This window comes from Cohnella phaseoli, assembly GCF_003386235.1.
GTDB lineage: Bacteria > Bacillota > Bacilli > Paenibacillales > Paenibacillaceae > Cohnella > Cohnella phaseoli.
Window position 1 is genome coordinate 97,976 of record NZ_QRDZ01000027.1, and the last position, 15,166, is coordinate 113,141.

The 15,166-nt window shown below is 54.3% G+C and carries 13 protein-coding genes; 10 read left to right on the plus strand and 3 right to left on the minus strand.

The genetic code is table 11. The annotated features are described in order from the left end of the window. Positions 1 to 234: 234 nt before the first annotated feature. Positions 235 to 1,086 (plus strand): DMT family transporter, encoded by an 852-nt coding sequence (locus DFP98_RS27730; protein WP_116063888.1) that lies wholly within the window; start codon positions 235 to 237, stop codon positions 1,084 to 1,086. Positions 1,087 to 1,206: 120 nt separating this feature from the next. On the opposite strand, the gene DFP98_RS27735 is transcribed toward DFP98_RS27730, so the two are convergent. Next, the gene (locus tag DFP98_RS27735; RefSeq protein ID WP_116063889.1) at positions 1,207 to 2,184 is read right to left on the minus strand and encodes a metallophosphoesterase family protein; all 978 of its coding nucleotides are present in this window, start codon (positions 2,182 to 2,184) and stop codon (positions 1,207 to 1,209) included. 337 nt (positions 2,185 to 2,521) lie between these two features. On the opposite strand from DFP98_RS27735, the gene DFP98_RS27740 reads away from it, so the two are divergent. The 7 genes from DFP98_RS27740 (at position 2,522) to DFP98_RS27775 (ending at position 11,240) form a co-directional block, all read left to right on the plus strand. Beyond that, positions 2,522 to 3,403 (plus strand): ABC transporter permease, encoded by an 882-nt coding sequence (locus tag DFP98_RS27740; RefSeq protein WP_425455556.1) that lies wholly within the window; start codon positions 2,522 to 2,524, stop codon positions 3,401 to 3,403. 20 nt (positions 3,404 to 3,423) lie between these two features. Next, entirely contained in the window at positions 3,424 to 4,314 is an 891-nt protein-coding gene (locus DFP98_RS27745; protein ID WP_116063890.1) for a carbohydrate ABC transporter permease, read from the plus strand. 63 nt (positions 4,315 to 4,377) lie between these two features. Continuing rightward, positions 4,378 to 5,907, plus strand: coding sequence for an ABC transporter substrate-binding protein (locus DFP98_RS27750; protein ID WP_116063891.1), 1,530 nt, complete (start codon positions 4,378 to 4,380; stop codon positions 5,905 to 5,907). Positions 5,908 to 6,032: 125 nt separating this feature from the next. Further along, positions 6,033 to 7,781: a sensor histidine kinase gene (locus tag DFP98_RS27755; protein ID WP_116063892.1), complete on the plus strand. Its 1,749-nt coding sequence runs from the start codon at positions 6,033 to 6,035 to the stop codon at positions 7,779 to 7,781. Further along, entirely contained in the window at positions 7,757 to 9,397 is a 1,641-nt protein-coding gene (locus DFP98_RS27760; RefSeq protein WP_116063893.1) for a response regulator, read from the plus strand. The genes DFP98_RS27755 and DFP98_RS27760 overlap by 25 nt, the downstream gene beginning before the upstream one ends. Before the next feature lie 648 nt (positions 9,398 to 10,045). Continuing rightward, positions 10,046 to 10,483, plus strand: a complete 438-nt coding sequence (locus tag DFP98_RS27770) for an Rrf2 family transcriptional regulator (protein ID WP_116063895.1) — start codon at positions 10,046 to 10,048, stop codon at positions 10,481 to 10,483. Between the two features lie 115 nt (positions 10,484 to 10,598). Then, complete coding sequence (locus DFP98_RS27775; protein ID WP_116063896.1) at positions 10,599 to 11,240, plus strand: NAD(P)-dependent oxidoreductase; 642 nt, start codon at positions 10,599 to 10,601, stop codon at positions 11,238 to 11,240. A gap of 67 nt (positions 11,241 to 11,307) precedes the next feature. On the opposite strand, the gene DFP98_RS27780 is transcribed toward DFP98_RS27775, so the two are convergent. Further along, positions 11,308 to 11,481 (minus strand): hypothetical protein, encoded by a 174-nt coding sequence (locus DFP98_RS27780; protein WP_181917981.1) that lies wholly within the window; start codon positions 11,479 to 11,481, stop codon positions 11,308 to 11,310. Between the two features lie 329 nt (positions 11,482 to 11,810). Here DFP98_RS27780 and DFP98_RS27785 point away from each other — a divergent pair, with 329 nt between their 5' ends. Together DFP98_RS27785 and DFP98_RS27790 are read left to right on the plus strand one after the other, a co-directional pair. Continuing rightward, positions 11,811 to 12,800 carry a hypothetical protein gene (locus DFP98_RS27785; protein WP_116063898.1) on the plus strand — a complete coding sequence of 330 codons (990 nt, stop codon included), beginning with the start codon at positions 11,811 to 11,813 and terminating at the stop codon, positions 12,798 to 12,800. A gap of 69 nt (positions 12,801 to 12,869) precedes the next feature. Next, complete coding sequence (locus DFP98_RS27790; protein WP_116063899.1) at positions 12,870 to 13,106, plus strand: NHLP leader peptide family RiPP precursor; 237 nt, start codon at positions 12,870 to 12,872, stop codon at positions 13,104 to 13,106. Between the two features lie 63 nt (positions 13,107 to 13,169). On the opposite strand, the gene DFP98_RS27795 is transcribed toward DFP98_RS27790, so the two are convergent. Next, positions 13,170 to 15,083 carry a sensor histidine kinase gene (locus DFP98_RS27795; protein WP_116063900.1) on the minus strand — a complete coding sequence of 638 codons (1,914 nt, stop codon included), beginning with the start codon at positions 15,081 to 15,083 and terminating at the stop codon, positions 13,170 to 13,172. Between the last annotated feature and the right edge of the window lie 83 nt (positions 15,084 to 15,166).

A 15,166-nucleotide genomic window follows, 5' to 3' on the forward strand; every position in this document is an offset into this window, starting at 1 on the left:
AAGTCTGCCCCAATAGAACCGCCACACGTGCTTATCCCGTCATCCCGCAAGCTACACCTCGTCAGTAAACGCCAAACTAGCTGCCACAAAACAGGTGGAATATAACCTACAACTTGTATTATCCTTTTTTATATTGTTTTTACTTTGATCTGTGTGTTAACATAGAGTTAACACTGCGTTAACAAAAGTATTATCAAAAGAATTATCAAAAGGATTGAAGGCGGGGTTTCAGTCATGATTGCAGTTTCTATCGTTCTCGTCTTATGCTCCGGGCTTGCGCATGCCGTTTGGAATATGTTTGCTAAGCAGAGTACGGATAAAGCGGTATTCCTATGGGCGATTTACGCTCCGTCGACCGTCGTGCTGCTGCCTGTGCTGATTAACGAGCTGGCCGGAAGCCAGTTTTCTTTGCGCGAATGGATGTTCATGGGAGCGTCGTTGGTCATGCAGAGCATTTATGCATTCCTGTTGGCGCAAACGTATAAAGCGGGGGATTTGTCGCAGGTATATCCGATTATGCGCGGAATGCCGACGCTTCTGACGCCGGCATTGGGTGTGCTGCTGCTGGGCGAATCGCTGCCGAGATGGGGATGGATCGGTATCGGCTGTATGCTGATCGGATTCGTGGTCATGGTTGGACGGCGGCAGGGGACGGGACCCTCATCGTCCGCTCGGCCGGTCCTGCTGGCACTTGGAGTCGGTTTGTGTATTACGACATATACGCTGGTCGACAAGGTGAATTTGGGGCACTTGTCTCCGCTCGCCTTGCTGGAAGTGACGAATATCGGATTTTTGCTGGGATTGACTTCATCTGTGCTGAAGCCAGGCCGGTTAAAAACGGTCATCCTGCGCCATCGCAATATTCTCTGGCTGGGGGCAATCCTGTCTCCGGGTTCATACCTGCTGTTTCTATTCGCCGCCAGAACAGCCGACGTCTCCACGGTCGCTCCCTTGCGGGAGGTCGGGATCGTATTTGGCACGCTGTTGGGACTGCTCGTCTTGAAGGAATCACAAGGTACGCGCCGACTTGTCGCATCCGCCGCGGTCGTTACGGGGATCATGATGATCGCGATTGGCGGACACTAAAGCTGGATAGCCGTTGCAACCGCCACAATGAGGCTGTCCTATAAGCCAATCAAGTTGCTGTGAAAGAAATACGGCGATCGCTGCAGGGGGGCTTCACCCAAGCGCGATCGCCGATTTTTTTTATTTCCGAAGCACTTGACTGGGCAAACGTCCCGTCGGCTCGTGGCGAGGTTGCTCGGCGACCGCCGAGCCGTCCGCAAGGCGAATCCAGGTGTCGAAGCTGCGTTCGCCTTCCCGCAGCGAGATGACTCTGGCTCCCGGCATAAAAGGGCGATCAAGATACGCATTTCGCGTCGTGCGTCCGTAGCAGAGACGAATGCCGCGCCATTCGCCCCAATAGTCGTTGCCGTGGTCGTGCCCGGCGAAGGTTCCCATCACGTCGCCCATCTCGATCATTGCGGCGAACACACCGGAGTTGATCCACGGGGCGCAAATGACTTCGTATCGCTCTCCGTAGCAAACCTCGAAATCCCAGACGTCGTTGTATTCGGGCAGCGGAATGTGGAAGAAGGCAAGCGCCGGCAGCGGCACGCCTCCGTTGTCATCGGTCAACCGATACGATTGCTGCGCGTACCATTCGATCTGATCCCGGCGTATCCAATCATAGAAGCCCATGCGGCTATACTCCAGCGGCGAATAGCTGCCGGAATCCAAAAAATACAGAGCCGCAGCAGCGCTCCCGTCGCTGCCTGCGACACTCAATACATAGTTGCCCGCCCCGTGGACGCCTGGAGGATTAGGCTTGGCATAATTCAACGGATAGGTAAGCTGAAGCGCGTGAAGCTGCTCCCGGGTAATTGTGCCCTCGGAGTCGTGGTTGCCGAATACGGCCGCCCACGGCGTCCCCGCCCGCTCGGGAATCTCGCAGGCGCGGCGGAATGCGCCCGCCGGGTCGGGGTGTCCGGCCGAAGCGATGACATCCCCGGTGTAGACGACCAGATCCGGGCGTTCCGCTTCCAGAATCGATAGCATCATCGCTTCCATTTCGCGCTCCGCCTCGCTGTCCTCATAGAACTCCGGGTCCGTAAACTGCACAATCTTGAAGGTTCCGTCCTCGCGAAACCGCAACGTTTTAGCCTTGGCATACCCCTGTTTCATCGGATACCTCGCTCCTCGCTTCAGTAGCATAGTCCACTCGAACAAGCCGACTTCTCCCGTTCGCACGAAGACACGCCCTAAGCATAAGAGCGGCAATTCCGCTCGTCAACCAGCGCTTCTGCATTTTCGCCAACAAGTCACATTCGTATCATTCGGAAGTCATCATCCTAGTAGTGGGCGACCTGCCGGCTTTGCAATAATAGGATCATGAGTTACGCAACGAGAGAGGATGAACCTGATGGAAGCGCTTGCGACCGCCAACCGATCGAAAGCCGCGGCAGCCAAAGCCGCACCGAGCCGTGCTCGCCTGTTCCTGAGAGAAGTGAAGAGATACAGGATGCTGCTGCTTATGACGGTGCCCGGACTGGTTTACTTATTTATCAACAATTACATTCCGATGTACGGAGTCATTCTGGCCTTCAAAAACCTGAACTATGTCCAAGGCATCTGGGGCAGCCCGTGGGTTGGAATGGACAACTTCAAGTTTTTGTTCAACTCTCCGGACGCGTATTTGATTACTCGCAACACGATTTTGTACAACGTCGCTTTTATCATCGTTAACCTCGTGCTCGCTTTGACCGTTGCCCTGCTGATCAACGAGATTAAGGACAAGGTGGTCGCCCGATTTTATCAGAGTACCTTCTTGCTGCCGCACATTATCTCGATGGTCGTTGTCGCGTACCTCGTCTACAGCTTTCTGAACGCGGACAGCGGACTGGTGAATCGGCAGCTTTCCAGCTTGTTCGGCTTCGACTCCATTTCGTGGTACAACGAGCCGCAATATTGGCCGTACATTCTCGTCATCGTGAACGCCTGGAAGGGCGTCGGATTTCTCGCAATTATCTACTTCGCCGCGATTATCGGCATCGACAAGGAGTACTACGAGGCCGCCATCATCGACGGAGCCGGCAAATGGAAACAGATGACGCGCATCACCCTGCCGTTGATCGCTCCCGTTATTATCGTCATGACGCTGCTTGCAATCAGCTCCATCATGCGCTCGGACTTTGGTCTGTTCTATCAGGTCACGATGAATTCCGGTCCGCTGATGCCAACGACCAATACGATCGACACGTTCGTCTATCGGGCGATGGTGAAGCTGGGAGACATCGGCATGTCGGCGGCCGCCGGTTTCTATCAATCCGTTGTCTGCTTCTTCTTGATCCTGAGCGCGAACTTCGCCGTCCGCAGAATCAGCAAGAACGACGCTCTATTCTAATCCAAGGAGGCGCACTGTAGATGAATCGTATGAGTTTTGCGCGCGTTTCCTTCATTCATCTGTTCTTCGGAGCATTCGCGATTGCATCGTTATTTCCGTTCTTGCTGGTGTTCATGGTTTCGATTACCGACGAGAGCTCGATCGTTCAGAATGGTTATTCCATTCTGCCGAGCAAAATCAATTTCGCCGCGTATTCCTTCCTGTTTAACGACTTTGCGCAGATTGCCCGTTCCTACGGCGTGACGATTGCGGTGACATTGATCGGAACGACCGTCAGCTTGCTGATTACGGCGTTGTTCGCCTATCCGCTGTCCCGAAGAGGGCTGCCGATGCGCCGTACGCTGTCTTTTATCCTGTTTTTTACGATGCTGTTCAGCGGCGGGATGGTCCCGTGGTATATGACCTACGTGATGACGTTCGGGCTGAAAAACACGCTGCTCGCAATGATCATCCCCGGTCTGATGCTGAGCGCCTTTAATGTCCTGCTTATGCGCAGCTTTTTCGCCAATACGATTCCGGAATCGATTGTCGAGTCGGGTACGATTGACGGGGCGGGGGAGTTTACGATCTTCCTTAAACTGATCGTACCGCTATCGGCGCCGATCATGGCGACCATCGGACTGTTTAATCTGCTGGCCTACTGGAACGACTGGTACAACTGTATGCTTTTCATCGACAAGCCGGAGCTCATGAACATTCAATACTTGATGACGAAGACGCTCAACAACGTGCAGTTTCTGATCATGAAGGCGGATACCTCAAGCCAGGTCGGCGATCTGATTTCCAAGATGCCTACGGAGACGGTGCGTATGGCGCTGGCCATTATCGGCGTCGCCCCGCTGCTGCTCGCTTACCCGTTCTTCCAGAGGTTCTACATTAGCGGCATTACCAGCGGCGCTGTGAAAGGCTGATAGCGCGGCTGCTCAGTTCCAATATACAGGATATACTTAATGAGACGAGAGGAATGATGGGGCATGAAAAAGAAACTAATCGCCGGGGGCTCATTAGTTCTGGCGACCGCGCTGACGCTTGGTGCCTGCGGACAAAGCAATAACGGGGGAAGCCAGCCGTCCAAGGAAGCCGGAGCGTCCGGCAGTCCGTCCGCATCGGCGCCTGCATCCGCAAGCGCTGCAGGTCTGGAGCCGTACAAGCTGACGCTGGTTTATCCAGGCTCGGCCCAACGCGATATGGCTGCGGTTCAGGAGGAAATGAGCAAATATTTGACGGAGAAAATCAACGCTACCGTTGAACTGAAGCCGATCGATTGGGGCTCCTGGACCGACAAAACGAATCTGATGAAAATCTCGGGCGAAACGTTCGACTTGATTTTCACTGCGGGATGGTACGCTTATGCGCAAGACGTGTCCAAGGGACAATTCCTGGAGCTGAACGATCTGGTCGCCAGCCACGGCAAGGATATTCCTCAGGTGCTGGGCGACGACTTTATCAAAGGGGCGCAAATTAACGGCAAGCTGTACGGCGTACCGACGAAAAAAGAGTTTGCTCAGGGCTTCGGTTTCCTGCTGAACAAGGATCTGGTCGACAAGTACAAGTTCGACATCTCCGGCGTCAAGACGCTGGAGGAGATGGAGGAAATGTTTAAGACAATCAAAGAGAACGAGCCAGACGTTGTGCCTATCGTAAGTAACCGTTTCTCCAACACTTGGCATGCGGCCAACTACGACGGCAAAATTTCCCGCGACAGCAAGGAGCTTAAAGTGGTCGACGATCTGGCGGATCCGAAATTCATCGATTTCCTCAAGCGGATGCGTCAGTGGAACTTGAACGGTTGGTTTGACAAGGACGTTGTAACTTCCGACGAGAGCGACCAAGCGATCAACATGATCAAAGCTCGCAAAGCTTTCGCCATCGGACAATCGCTGAAGCCGGGCAAGGACAAGGAAATGACCGTTACGACCGGAGTGCCGCTGGTGCAAGTGGAGACGGCGATGCCGTACACGACGACGGGCGAAGCGCAAGGCGCGATGCTGGCGATCTCCCGTACGTCCAAAGATCCCGAGCGCGCGATGATGTTCCTGAATCTGCTGTATACCGACGCCAAGCTGCTTAATATGCTCGACTGGGGCATCGAAGGCCAGCACTACGTCAAAGTATCCGATAACGTGATCGATTATCCGGAAGGCGTCACTGCAGAGACGCAAGGCTACCCGAGTCCGGGCGGCTGGATGTTCGGCAACCAGTTCAATTCCTACCTATGGGCGAACGAAGACCCGGACAAATGGGAGCAGTTCAGCAAGTTCAACGACAGCGCGGAGCGCTCCATTGCACTAGGCTTTACATTCGACGAGACGCCGGTTAAAGCGGAGATGGCGGCGATCGGCAACGTCGAGAAGGAATTTGGAGCGGTGCTGCGCGCCGGAGCGGTCGATGTTGAGGAGACGGTCGCCAAGTTCAAGGCGAAGCGCGATGCGGCAGGCTATCAGAAAGTGCTGCAGGAAACGCAGCGGCAGCTGGATGAGTGGGCGAAAGCCAACGGAAAATAAAATAGGTCGAGAGCGGGGCTGGAGCAAGTTGTCCAGCTCCTCCTTCCTTTTCCCGTCGACGCGGAGTATGACATAATAACGGCATAGGAAATCTATCTTCCACGATCCTTCGAGGAGGCCGAGCGATGAATCCCAAACGTTCGCTTCGTTACAAATTAATCGTCGGCTTCGTCACGATCGCGCTGCCGCTTGTTTGTCTGCTGCTCTACAGCAACTATATGGCGTCAAATTCAGTGCGGGAGCAAGCGGCGGAATCGAACCGCAGCATGATCGCCTTGTATTCGAACCAGATTCAGACGGCTCTCGCCATAGAGACCAACTACTTGTACGATCTGGCTTCCAACGACGTCGACATTTTGTCCTTGGGCAAACTAGAAGGCTCGTCCAGCGATTATACTTTGACAAAAGTTCGCATTCTACACAGCTTGGACCGGTATAATCGGTTCGACAGCAGCGTCGATACGCAGTTCGCCTACTCCGTCGCTCATCGCGATTTTATTCCAACGCAAATTCCCGGCGAGAACTACGACGAGATGCTGCAAATCAGGCAATGTCTGGAGCGCCGCCTGAAGGACGCCCAACCGGGCAGTCCGTATTTTACTCAGTGGAAGGCAACCTCCTGCGGCGATACGTACGGCTTGATGCGGATCGTCGATTCCGGCTCCGGGGTTTATCTTGGCGCCTGGGTCAGGCTCGACCATCTGATGGTTCCGCTGGAATTAATTCAGCTGGGAAGGGAAGGCTTTGCCGCTTTTGCGAACGCGGAAGGCAGGCTGCTCACGGGAACGGCTGCAAACAAAGGGTTGACCGGATCGCCCGTAATCGATTCCGCAGCGCCCTATCAACGGATGACAGGCAAAGAGGATACCTACATTGTCGTCAGCCATCCGGTCGCTTCGACCGATGTGGAGCTTGCCGCGTTCATCCCTGAGCAGGGAATGCTGCAAAACCTGTCGCGCTTCCGCGAGTTTATTTCGTGGATTCCGATTTTCGTTGTCGTGCTGCTGTCCCTCTATTTGCTCTATTTGAACCAAATCATAATTCGACCGGTGAACGAACTGCTTAAAGGGATGAGAACGCTCAAAAGGGGAGATTGGGAATTCCGCCTTACCGGCTCCCCGTCCAAGGAGTTTCATCTGGTGAACGAGAGCTTTAACGATATGGTTCAACAAATTCAAACTCTGCAGATTCACGTCTACGAGGAACAAATTCGCACGCACAAGGCGGAGTTGAAGCATTTGCAGCTGCAGATCAATCCGCACTTTCTGCTCAACAGCATCAACGTCGTCTACAACTTGGCCCAGATCAAAAATTACAGCGTCATTCAGGCGATGTGCCTGAATCTCGTGAAATATTTTCGCTTCGCGACCAAAACCGGTCAACCCTTCGTCGCTTTGGCGGAGGAGATGGAGCATATGGACAGCTATTTACGGATTCAGCAGCTGCGTTTTCCCGGAAGAATTACATTTGTGATCGAGATGGAGGGCAATGTCGGGGAGATTCCGATTCCGCCGCTTGTCGTTCAGCCGTTTATTGAGAATGCCGTGAAGCATGGCTTCGATTTTATGGATGAGCCTTTTCACATTGAGATTCGGGCACGGTTGGAGGAGGGGAGCTGTCGGATTCGGATTGCCGACAACGGCTCCGGTTTTCCGGAGGAGGTTCTGGCCGAACTGCAGAGCGGGAGCTATTTTATGAGGAACGACGATCTGCACTTAGGGATGCGCAACAGTTATCATCGTCTGCACCTGCTGTACGGCAGCGGGACCGGATTGTCGTTCGGCAACGGGCGCGATTCGGGGGCGTGGGTGGAGCTGGAAATTCCCGCGGAAAACAAGGAACAAGCGGAATGGCTGACGAGCCGCAGCGGATAAAGCCGGAGGTGAACGATTTGCGGGTGCTTATTGTCGATGATGAGATGTACGCAGTCATGGGGATCAAGGATGCGATCGATTGGCAGGGGCTGGGCGTGACCGACGTATGCGAGGCTTACAATATGCGGGAAGCGGTGAAAATACTGGAGCGCCAGCCGGTCGATGTCATGATCTGCGATATCGAGATGCCGAAGGGGACGGGAATCGAGCTGTTGGAGTGGGTGAACGAGCGGTCTCTTCGGATGGAGACGATCTTTCTGACTGCACATGGCGACTTCCGGTTTATGCAGCGGGCGATCCAGTTAAGCAGCTTTGATTATATTATGAAGCCGGTGGAGTTTGGCGTGCTGGAGCAGACGATCCGCAAAGCGCTGGATACGGTGCAGAAGAAGAAGGCTGAATTGGCGCTTACGGAGCAATATAAGCCCTATTACGAGCTGTGGAACAAGAAGAAGACGCTGCTCAGCGAGAAGTTCTGGTACGATTTGCTGGCGGAACGCATCGTGGTCGGTCCCGGCGACGAGGAACGGCTGCCGGCGGAGTATGGGATTGCGATGCAGGCGGATGCGAAGCTGCTTCCGGTAGTCGTCAGTGTGGAAAATTGGAAAAGGGAGCTCAGCACGCGGGACGAGGAGGTGATGGAGTATGCGATTCGTCAGTCGGTGTCGGAGATGGTCGTCGCCGATTCCAGCGGGGAGGTTGTGCAGACGAAGCATGGGGTAACGGTAGCGCTGCCGTACGTTTCTCCTGACGAGGAAGGGACGCTGCGGGAGGTCGTCGGCGAACGGTGCGGCAGATACATTGAAGCTTGCAGCACGTATTTGAACTGCTCGGTGTCCTGCTATATCGGAGAGCCTGTGCTGCTGCGCGAGCTTACGCCGATGTACAAAGCGCTGCTCGCGCTCGAATACAACAATCTCAGCGAATCGAACCAGCTCAATTGGCTAAGCAAACAGGAGGCCGAGCCAGCGGCCGACCCGCGGCTGCCGGACTTTGGCGCGTGGACGCTGCTGCTGGAGAACGGCAAGGCGGAGGAGCTGGGAGCGCGGCTGAACGCGAGTTTGCGGGAGCTGGCTGCGGATCGTCGCTTTGGGGCAAGTGTGCTTCAAGCCTATTATCTCGGCTTTCTGCAAATGGTGTATTATCTGCTGCAGAAGAAAGGGCTGTCGGCCTATCGGCTGCTGCAGGATGCAGGCGTTCCCGCCGAAGCGTCTCCGCGCACGTTGGAACAGATGGAGGACTGGGGGATCCGCATTATTCGCACGGTTCACAGATATCTGTTCCAGGAGGAATCGACGATAGAGCGTCTATGCGCCTACATTTCCGAGCATCTGGCGGAAAATATCACGCGCGAGATGCTGGCCGAGCACGTGTATTTGAATTCGGCGTACCTGTCCCGTCTGTTCAAGAAAGAGAAGGGGATGAGCATCACCGACTATCTTCTGCAGGAACGCATGCGGATCGCCCGGGATCTAATCGAGAGCTCGACGCTTCCGATCTCGGACATCGCGCAGTCGGTTGGCTTCAGCAACTTCTCCTACTTCGCCAAAATGTTCAAAAAGGTGCACAATGTAAACCCTCAGCAGCTTCGGAAGTTATCGGGCTGTCCGGGATGAGGGAGGAAGGCCAAAAAAGTGCCTCGGTGCTCGCCGAGCGGGGGAGCGTAGGCCAAAAAAGTGCCTCGGCGCTCGTCGAGCGGGGTAGCGTAGGCCAAAAAAGTGCCTCAGCGTTCGCCTGGCTGGGTAGCGTAGGCCCAAAAAGTGCCTCGATGCTCGCTTGGCTGGGGAGCGTAGGCCAAAAAAGTGCCTCGATGCTCGACGAGCGTGGGAGCGTAGGCCCAAAAAGTGCCTCAGCGTTCGCCAAGCGGGGTAGCGTAGGCCAAAAAAGTGCCTCGATGCTCGCCTGGCTGTGGAGCGTAGGCCAAAAAAGTGCCTCGGCGCTCGCCGAGCGGGGTAGCGTAGGCCAAAAAAGTGCCTCGATGCTTGCCTGGCTGGGTAGCATAGGCCAAAAAAGTGCCTCGGCGCTCGTCGAGCGGGGCATCGTAGGCCAAAAAAGTGCCTCGTCGCTCGCAGGGCAGGGTATCGAATAAACAATCGAAGGAGCACACCCTCGCAACAGCCTGCCAGACTGTTTCGACCTTCGTTTGCGGTTCGGCTATACGCAATTGCGATCTGCCGGACCGGGATCCACAATCCTCCATCCTCTAAATCTTGACACTCGCCCTGTGTTGTAACTATAATGATTACAACGAAAGGGTGTTGCGCATGAAAATCAGCAGCCGTTTTGCTATAGCGGTACACGTGTTGTCGCTGCTTGCAGTTACGCCAAGCGCTCATAATACTTCGGAGTGGATTGCCGGAAGCGTTGGGACTAATCCGGTTATTATCAGGCGAATTTTGGGGCAGCTTAAGAAGGCGGGGCTTGCGACGGTTAAGGCGGGGAGCGGCGGTGCTCGTCTGTCGAGAGGCTTGGACGAGATTTCTCTTCTGGATGTCTATCGCGCGGTGGATGTTGTCGAGGAGGGCAAGTTGTTCCATATCCATAATGAGCCTAACCCGCAATGCCAAGTCGGCGCTAACATTCAAGCGGTTCTCCAACTGCTGCTGGCGCGAGCGCAGGAAGCAATGGAAGGCGTTCTGGCCGACATCACCATGGAGGAACTCGTATCCGTCCTTTCCAAGCAGATTCAAGCACAAGCTTGAGGCGGGCGGACTGCAGTTTTTCATACGCAAGTTGTAACCATAATGGTTACAACTTAGCGGAAAAAGCTTCACCCTTTCCCTCATAAAAACCACTTTGCTTAGGAGGCAAACGACTATGAAAATCGGAATTATCGCGGCAAGCGGCAAAGCAGGCACAGCTATTCTGAAGGAAGCGGTAGCGAGAGGTCATGAGGTTACGGCGTTCGTGCGCGATGCAGCGAAAATCAAGGAAAGCGGAGTTAAGGTTGTGCAGAAGGACGCGTTCCAACTGACGGCGGAGGATGTAACGGGTTTGGATGTCGTCGTGAACGCCTTCGGAGCTCCGCTCGGTCAGGAGCATCTGCATGTGGAAGCGGGTCGGTCTCTGATTCAAGCGTTCCAAGGCGCACCGGATACCCGTTTGATTATCGTCGGAGGCGCCGGCAGCTTGTACGTGGACGAAGCCAAAACGCTGCGAGTAGTGGACACGCCCGACTTCCCGGATCTGTTCAAAGCGACGGCTTCCAATCAAGCTCAGAATCTCCAGGACCTGAAGGAGTCGACAGGCGTCAAGTGGACCTTCGTCAGCCCGTCCGCCTTCTTTAACCCGGAAGGCAAGCGAACAGGGACATATCGTACCGGTAAAGACCATCTGCTGGTTAACTCCTCAGGCGAAAGCCATGTCAGCTATGCCGACTACGCGATCGCTATCGTCGATGAGATCGAGAATCCGCAACACGTAAATGAGCGGTTTACAGTCGTTTCCGATTTTGAATAGAGCCCCTGTCGAACGAAAAAGGTGCAGGCTATTTCCCGTTGACGGAGTAGCTGCACCTTCTTTGCCGTTATTCTCTTTCGCTTTGGTGATCGGCAGTCGCGTTCGCCGCCCCGTTCTGCTCGAACGCCTCAGCCGCCTCCTCAGCGGAGAACTCTACGTCATCTTCTCCGGGGACAGGCATCTTGTTAAGCGGGATGGATTGAACCTCCGCCTTCGATAATTTGTCTCGGTGATTGGCCATGAGAACATCGCTCCTCTGCATCGTTAATTAGATCCACTGATTAGTGTGCAATGGAGACGGTTCGTTTATGCGCCGCACAAGAAGCAAGCGTCTTCGCTGCTCAGTGCTGCATGCATTACGGCGCGTTCGGCCGTAAGGCCGACATCTGAATCTGCATTAAACCGCAAGCTGCGAAATTCGCGATGACCCTGGCGCGGTTTCGTAGCTTTCTTCTTTAATTCGAAGTATACTGACGGAAACAAGAGCAAACGCCGGATGAAGAACGGATAACGGGATAAAACGGCGCATCTTCTCCGGACGCGGCCGGGGATTAGACGGGGGCGGAACGCATGAATGGAATGCGGGAGGTTTGGCTGGGACGGTACGAGGGGGAGCTAGCGCGGATATTTGCGGAAGCGACGGACGGTCTTTCGGCATTGCCGGCACCTCTCGCCGATTTGGCATCGTCGCTGCTGAAGAGCTTCAATCCAGTGGCCTCGAATTCGGGAGAAGCCGGCGGAGGAACGAACTACATTTGCTTTCTTCTGCCTTTCTGGTTCAAGGAGCTGACCGGGTGTGGGGACGATCTGTGCCGGGAACTCGCGGTTGGCAACGTGTACGCGATGCTGCACTTCTTCTTGCTCGACGATGTGATGGATGCGAAGGCCGTTGTAGACCTAAAGGAGACGAGACGCGCATTGGCACTTGGTCAGATGCTGCATGAGGCGTTTAAACGGCGGTATGGGTATTATTTTCCGGCGGAATCCCCGCTTTGGGAGCGGTACGAGACGTATCTCGCCGACTGGGCTTGTGCCGTTGCAGATGAAGGCGACCAGAAGGCAGATCCCGCTAATCCCGCTGCTCTGGCGCGCAAATCGGCGCCCGTGAAGCTGTGCGCGGCAGGCATGCTGCTAGTGTCCGGGCGGGCGGAGCGCCTTCCCCAGATGGAGGAGGCGCTCGATCTCGCTCTGGCGACGCTGCAGCTTTCCGACGATTGGGCCGACTGGCGGGAGGACTTGGCCGAGGACGGGGAAAGGCGCAACGCTTTTCTGACGCTCGTTCGGCGTGCGCTGGAACTCCCTTCGAACCAACCGTTGGAAGAACGGTTGGTCAAACGAGGGATCTATCGGATTGGCTGTTTGCGAGAGTTGGTTGGAATCGCCAAAGGGCATCACGAGAAACTCGTAAATATGCCCGAAGTTCCTGAAGCGTTGCTGGCCTTTCATGCGGATATTGTAATGGGGCTTGAGAAGGATGCTATTGAAACGGAAGAACGAGTTGATCAATTGGCAGCCGAAGGCGGATTATCCATGCTTTTGTCGAATCTATCAAATAAATGAGGACTTTTGACCGAGGTCCATGGTATGATGAAAATAGGCTTAACCACATTTTGGGAAGGGCGTGCTCTCATGTCACTGGAATCTCTTAAAGTGCAGATTATCAAGAAAGCTTGGGAAGATCCCGCTTTCAAGACAAGTCTTCTGAGCGAACCTAAGGAAGCGATCAAAGCTGCGTTCGGGATCGACATTCCCGCCGGCATCGACCTGAAGGTCGTAGAAGAAACCGCTTCGCAGTACTTCCTGGTACTTCCTCCAAACCCGGAGGATGTCGACGGCGGAGACCCAAGCGTCAATATCGTGTGGTAATGGAATACGGTCTGCGGAAGAATCGAAGGGTTTTCCTTCGGTTCTTTTTTTGGCGTTGAACGGTCAAGCGCCGGTACCGCTTAGCGAGTCGGGCTCCTCGGCGGCTGTGACTAACGGGAAGCGGATAATGGCTTCGGTTCCTTGCTGTTTGACGCTCCGGAATTCGATTGTGCCCTTCATGACTTCGATAATGCGGAAGGTAACCATGAGGCCGAGACCGGTTCCCTTCGCTTTGGTCGAGAAAAACGGGACTCCCAGCTTGGCGATTTGTTCCTCTTCCATCCCTTCTCCGTTGTCCTTGACCCGAATGACGACTTCGTCGTTCTCGGCGGTGGCGGATACCTCGATTTTCCCATTTGACCCCGTTGCTTCCAGACTGTTTTTGATCACGTTGATGAACGCCTGTTTGAGCTTGGAAGAATTTCCGTGGCAATAAAGGCCGGTTTGCGAACGGAACAGAAGAACTGTATCGTGCATCGCGGCTAGCGGAGTCATCATCGTCTCAATCTTGGACATTTCCTCCGATAAATTCAGCAAAGACACGGTCTCCATCTCCGGCTTCGCGAAGGTTAGAAAATCGGTGATGATCGTGGCCGCTCGGTCCAGCTCGTTTGTTGCCATATCGAAGAACGGCTTGTTTTTGTCATCGGATTTACCCGACAGCAGCTGCAGGAAGCCTCTTGTCACCTGGAGCGGATTGCGGACCTCGTGTGCCACGGAAGCGGCGAGGTCGCTGATGATTTTCAGTTTCTCCGTTCTCTCGAGCCTATGGTTGTACAGCTCCAGCTTCTTGGAGTAATTGACCAGTGTGCCGTAATCGGCGGAGATTCGTCTGGCGAGAATGATGACGAGCGTCACCATGAGCCCGACAACGCCGAATTTCCATAGGAAGAGCGTATAAGTTCTCTCGCTTAAATAGTAGATGATCATGTCGGCCGTTCCCAGTATCGCTAGCAGAAACATTCCTATCGATAACGTGATGGCGTTTTTGTTTCCTTTAAGCGCATGGATGATGGACAAGACAAGAACAAGAACGAGTTGGAACAGAATCAGAACTCCGAAAATACGATTCGAGAGCAAGTAATAAGGCTGGAAGAAGCGACCGTTCGTTACAGCGTAAATCAGCAACGCAAGCAGGCCAAGAGCGGAATAGCCCGTTTGGAAATAACGAAACTTCGTGAAAAAGCGGAACTGGCCCTCGAACATCTGATCGATATAGTAGATGAGAGACGGGAACAGCACGAACATCGACGCGTCGAACAGGTACGACAGCAGGCGCCCGTATTCTTCGAAATAGATGTAAGGAAGCGGCGAATAGAAGATCATCAGCAGACCCGTCGTGAGGGCGATCAGGGAAAGCGAGATCCACGTGCTGCGCTGTCTCCGATGTAAGTATCCGGTGCAAATGAGCATGATCAACCCCAGGAAAGCGATGCCCGTTCCGAGAAGGACATCGGCAATGTCCCGGGAGATGAACCGCCCGGAGAGATCGTTGAAATCGTCGAGCCGAATGCCGCCGACCAAGCCGGCCCGTTCTCCCGTGACCAGGATGCGAATATACAGATCGGAAGACTCCGAGAGCGCCCCGATCGGCAAAATCAGCTTGTTCAGATCGAAAGCGAAAGCCCGGGTCGATTCCAGAAGCAGCTGCTCCCCCCGATAGACGGCGATATCTTGCGCATACAAGCGATCCGCCAGCAAACCTGGATTGACCCAATCCGAAGTAGGAGGCAGAACAAGCCGGATCCATACGCCGCGACTTTCGCGCGGTAGCGTCGTTCCGGGATCGTAAATATCTGCCTCCAGCCAATCTCCTTCAACCGAGGAAGGAAGGTCAAGAGAACCCTTTTCCGGGATATATTGAATTTGCCAATGCTGGATCGTAACCGCGTGATGCTGGGCACTGGCAAGCTGAGGCGCAAGTATAAACAGGAATACAAACGCTCCCAAAGCCGATATTCTTAGCACCGACTTCATCGTACACCTCGCAAGTTACAAGTTATGCGTCTAACGTATCACAAAACCATCAATAATGTATAAAATTCGACAATATTTGTCAT

What these genes read in the sequence shown, in the direction of transcription:
- DFP98_RS27730 (WP_116063888.1), top strand. Translation starts at nt 235, where the DNA reads ATGATTGCAGTTTCTATCGTTCTCGTCTTATGCTCCGGGCTTGCGCAT.
- DFP98_RS27735 (WP_116063889.1), bottom strand. Translation starts at nt 2,184, where the DNA reads ATGAAACAGGGGTATGCCAAGGCTAAAACGTTGCGGTTTCGCGAGGAC.
- DFP98_RS27740 (WP_425455556.1), top strand. Translation starts at nt 2,522, where the DNA reads ATGCTGCTGCTTATGACGGTGCCCGGACTGGTTTACTTATTTATCAAC.
- DFP98_RS27745 (WP_116063890.1), top strand. Translation starts at nt 3,424, where the DNA reads ATGAATCGTATGAGTTTTGCGCGCGTTTCCTTCATTCATCTGTTCTTC.
- DFP98_RS27750 (WP_116063891.1), top strand. Translation starts at nt 4,378, where the DNA reads ATGAAAAAGAAACTAATCGCCGGGGGCTCATTAGTTCTGGCGACCGCG.
- DFP98_RS27755 (WP_116063892.1), top strand. Translation starts at nt 6,033, where the DNA reads ATGAATCCCAAACGTTCGCTTCGTTACAAATTAATCGTCGGCTTCGTC.
- DFP98_RS27760 (WP_116063893.1), top strand. Translation starts at nt 7,757, where the DNA reads ATGGCTGACGAGCCGCAGCGGATAAAGCCGGAGGTGAACGATTTGCGG.
- DFP98_RS27770 (WP_116063895.1), top strand. Translation starts at nt 10,046, where the DNA reads ATGAAAATCAGCAGCCGTTTTGCTATAGCGGTACACGTGTTGTCGCTG.
- DFP98_RS27775 (WP_116063896.1), top strand. Translation starts at nt 10,599, where the DNA reads ATGAAAATCGGAATTATCGCGGCAAGCGGCAAAGCAGGCACAGCTATT.
- DFP98_RS27780 (WP_181917981.1), bottom strand. Translation starts at nt 11,481, where the DNA reads ATGGCCAATCACCGAGACAAATTATCGAAGGCGGAGGTTCAATCCATC.
- DFP98_RS27785 (WP_116063898.1), top strand. Translation starts at nt 11,811, where the DNA reads ATGAATGGAATGCGGGAGGTTTGGCTGGGACGGTACGAGGGGGAGCTA.
- DFP98_RS27790 (WP_116063899.1), top strand. Translation starts at nt 12,870, where the DNA reads ATGTCACTGGAATCTCTTAAAGTGCAGATTATCAAGAAAGCTTGGGAA.
- DFP98_RS27795 (WP_116063900.1), bottom strand. Translation starts at nt 15,083, where the DNA reads ATGAAGTCGGTGCTAAGAATATCGGCTTTGGGAGCGTTTGTATTCCTG.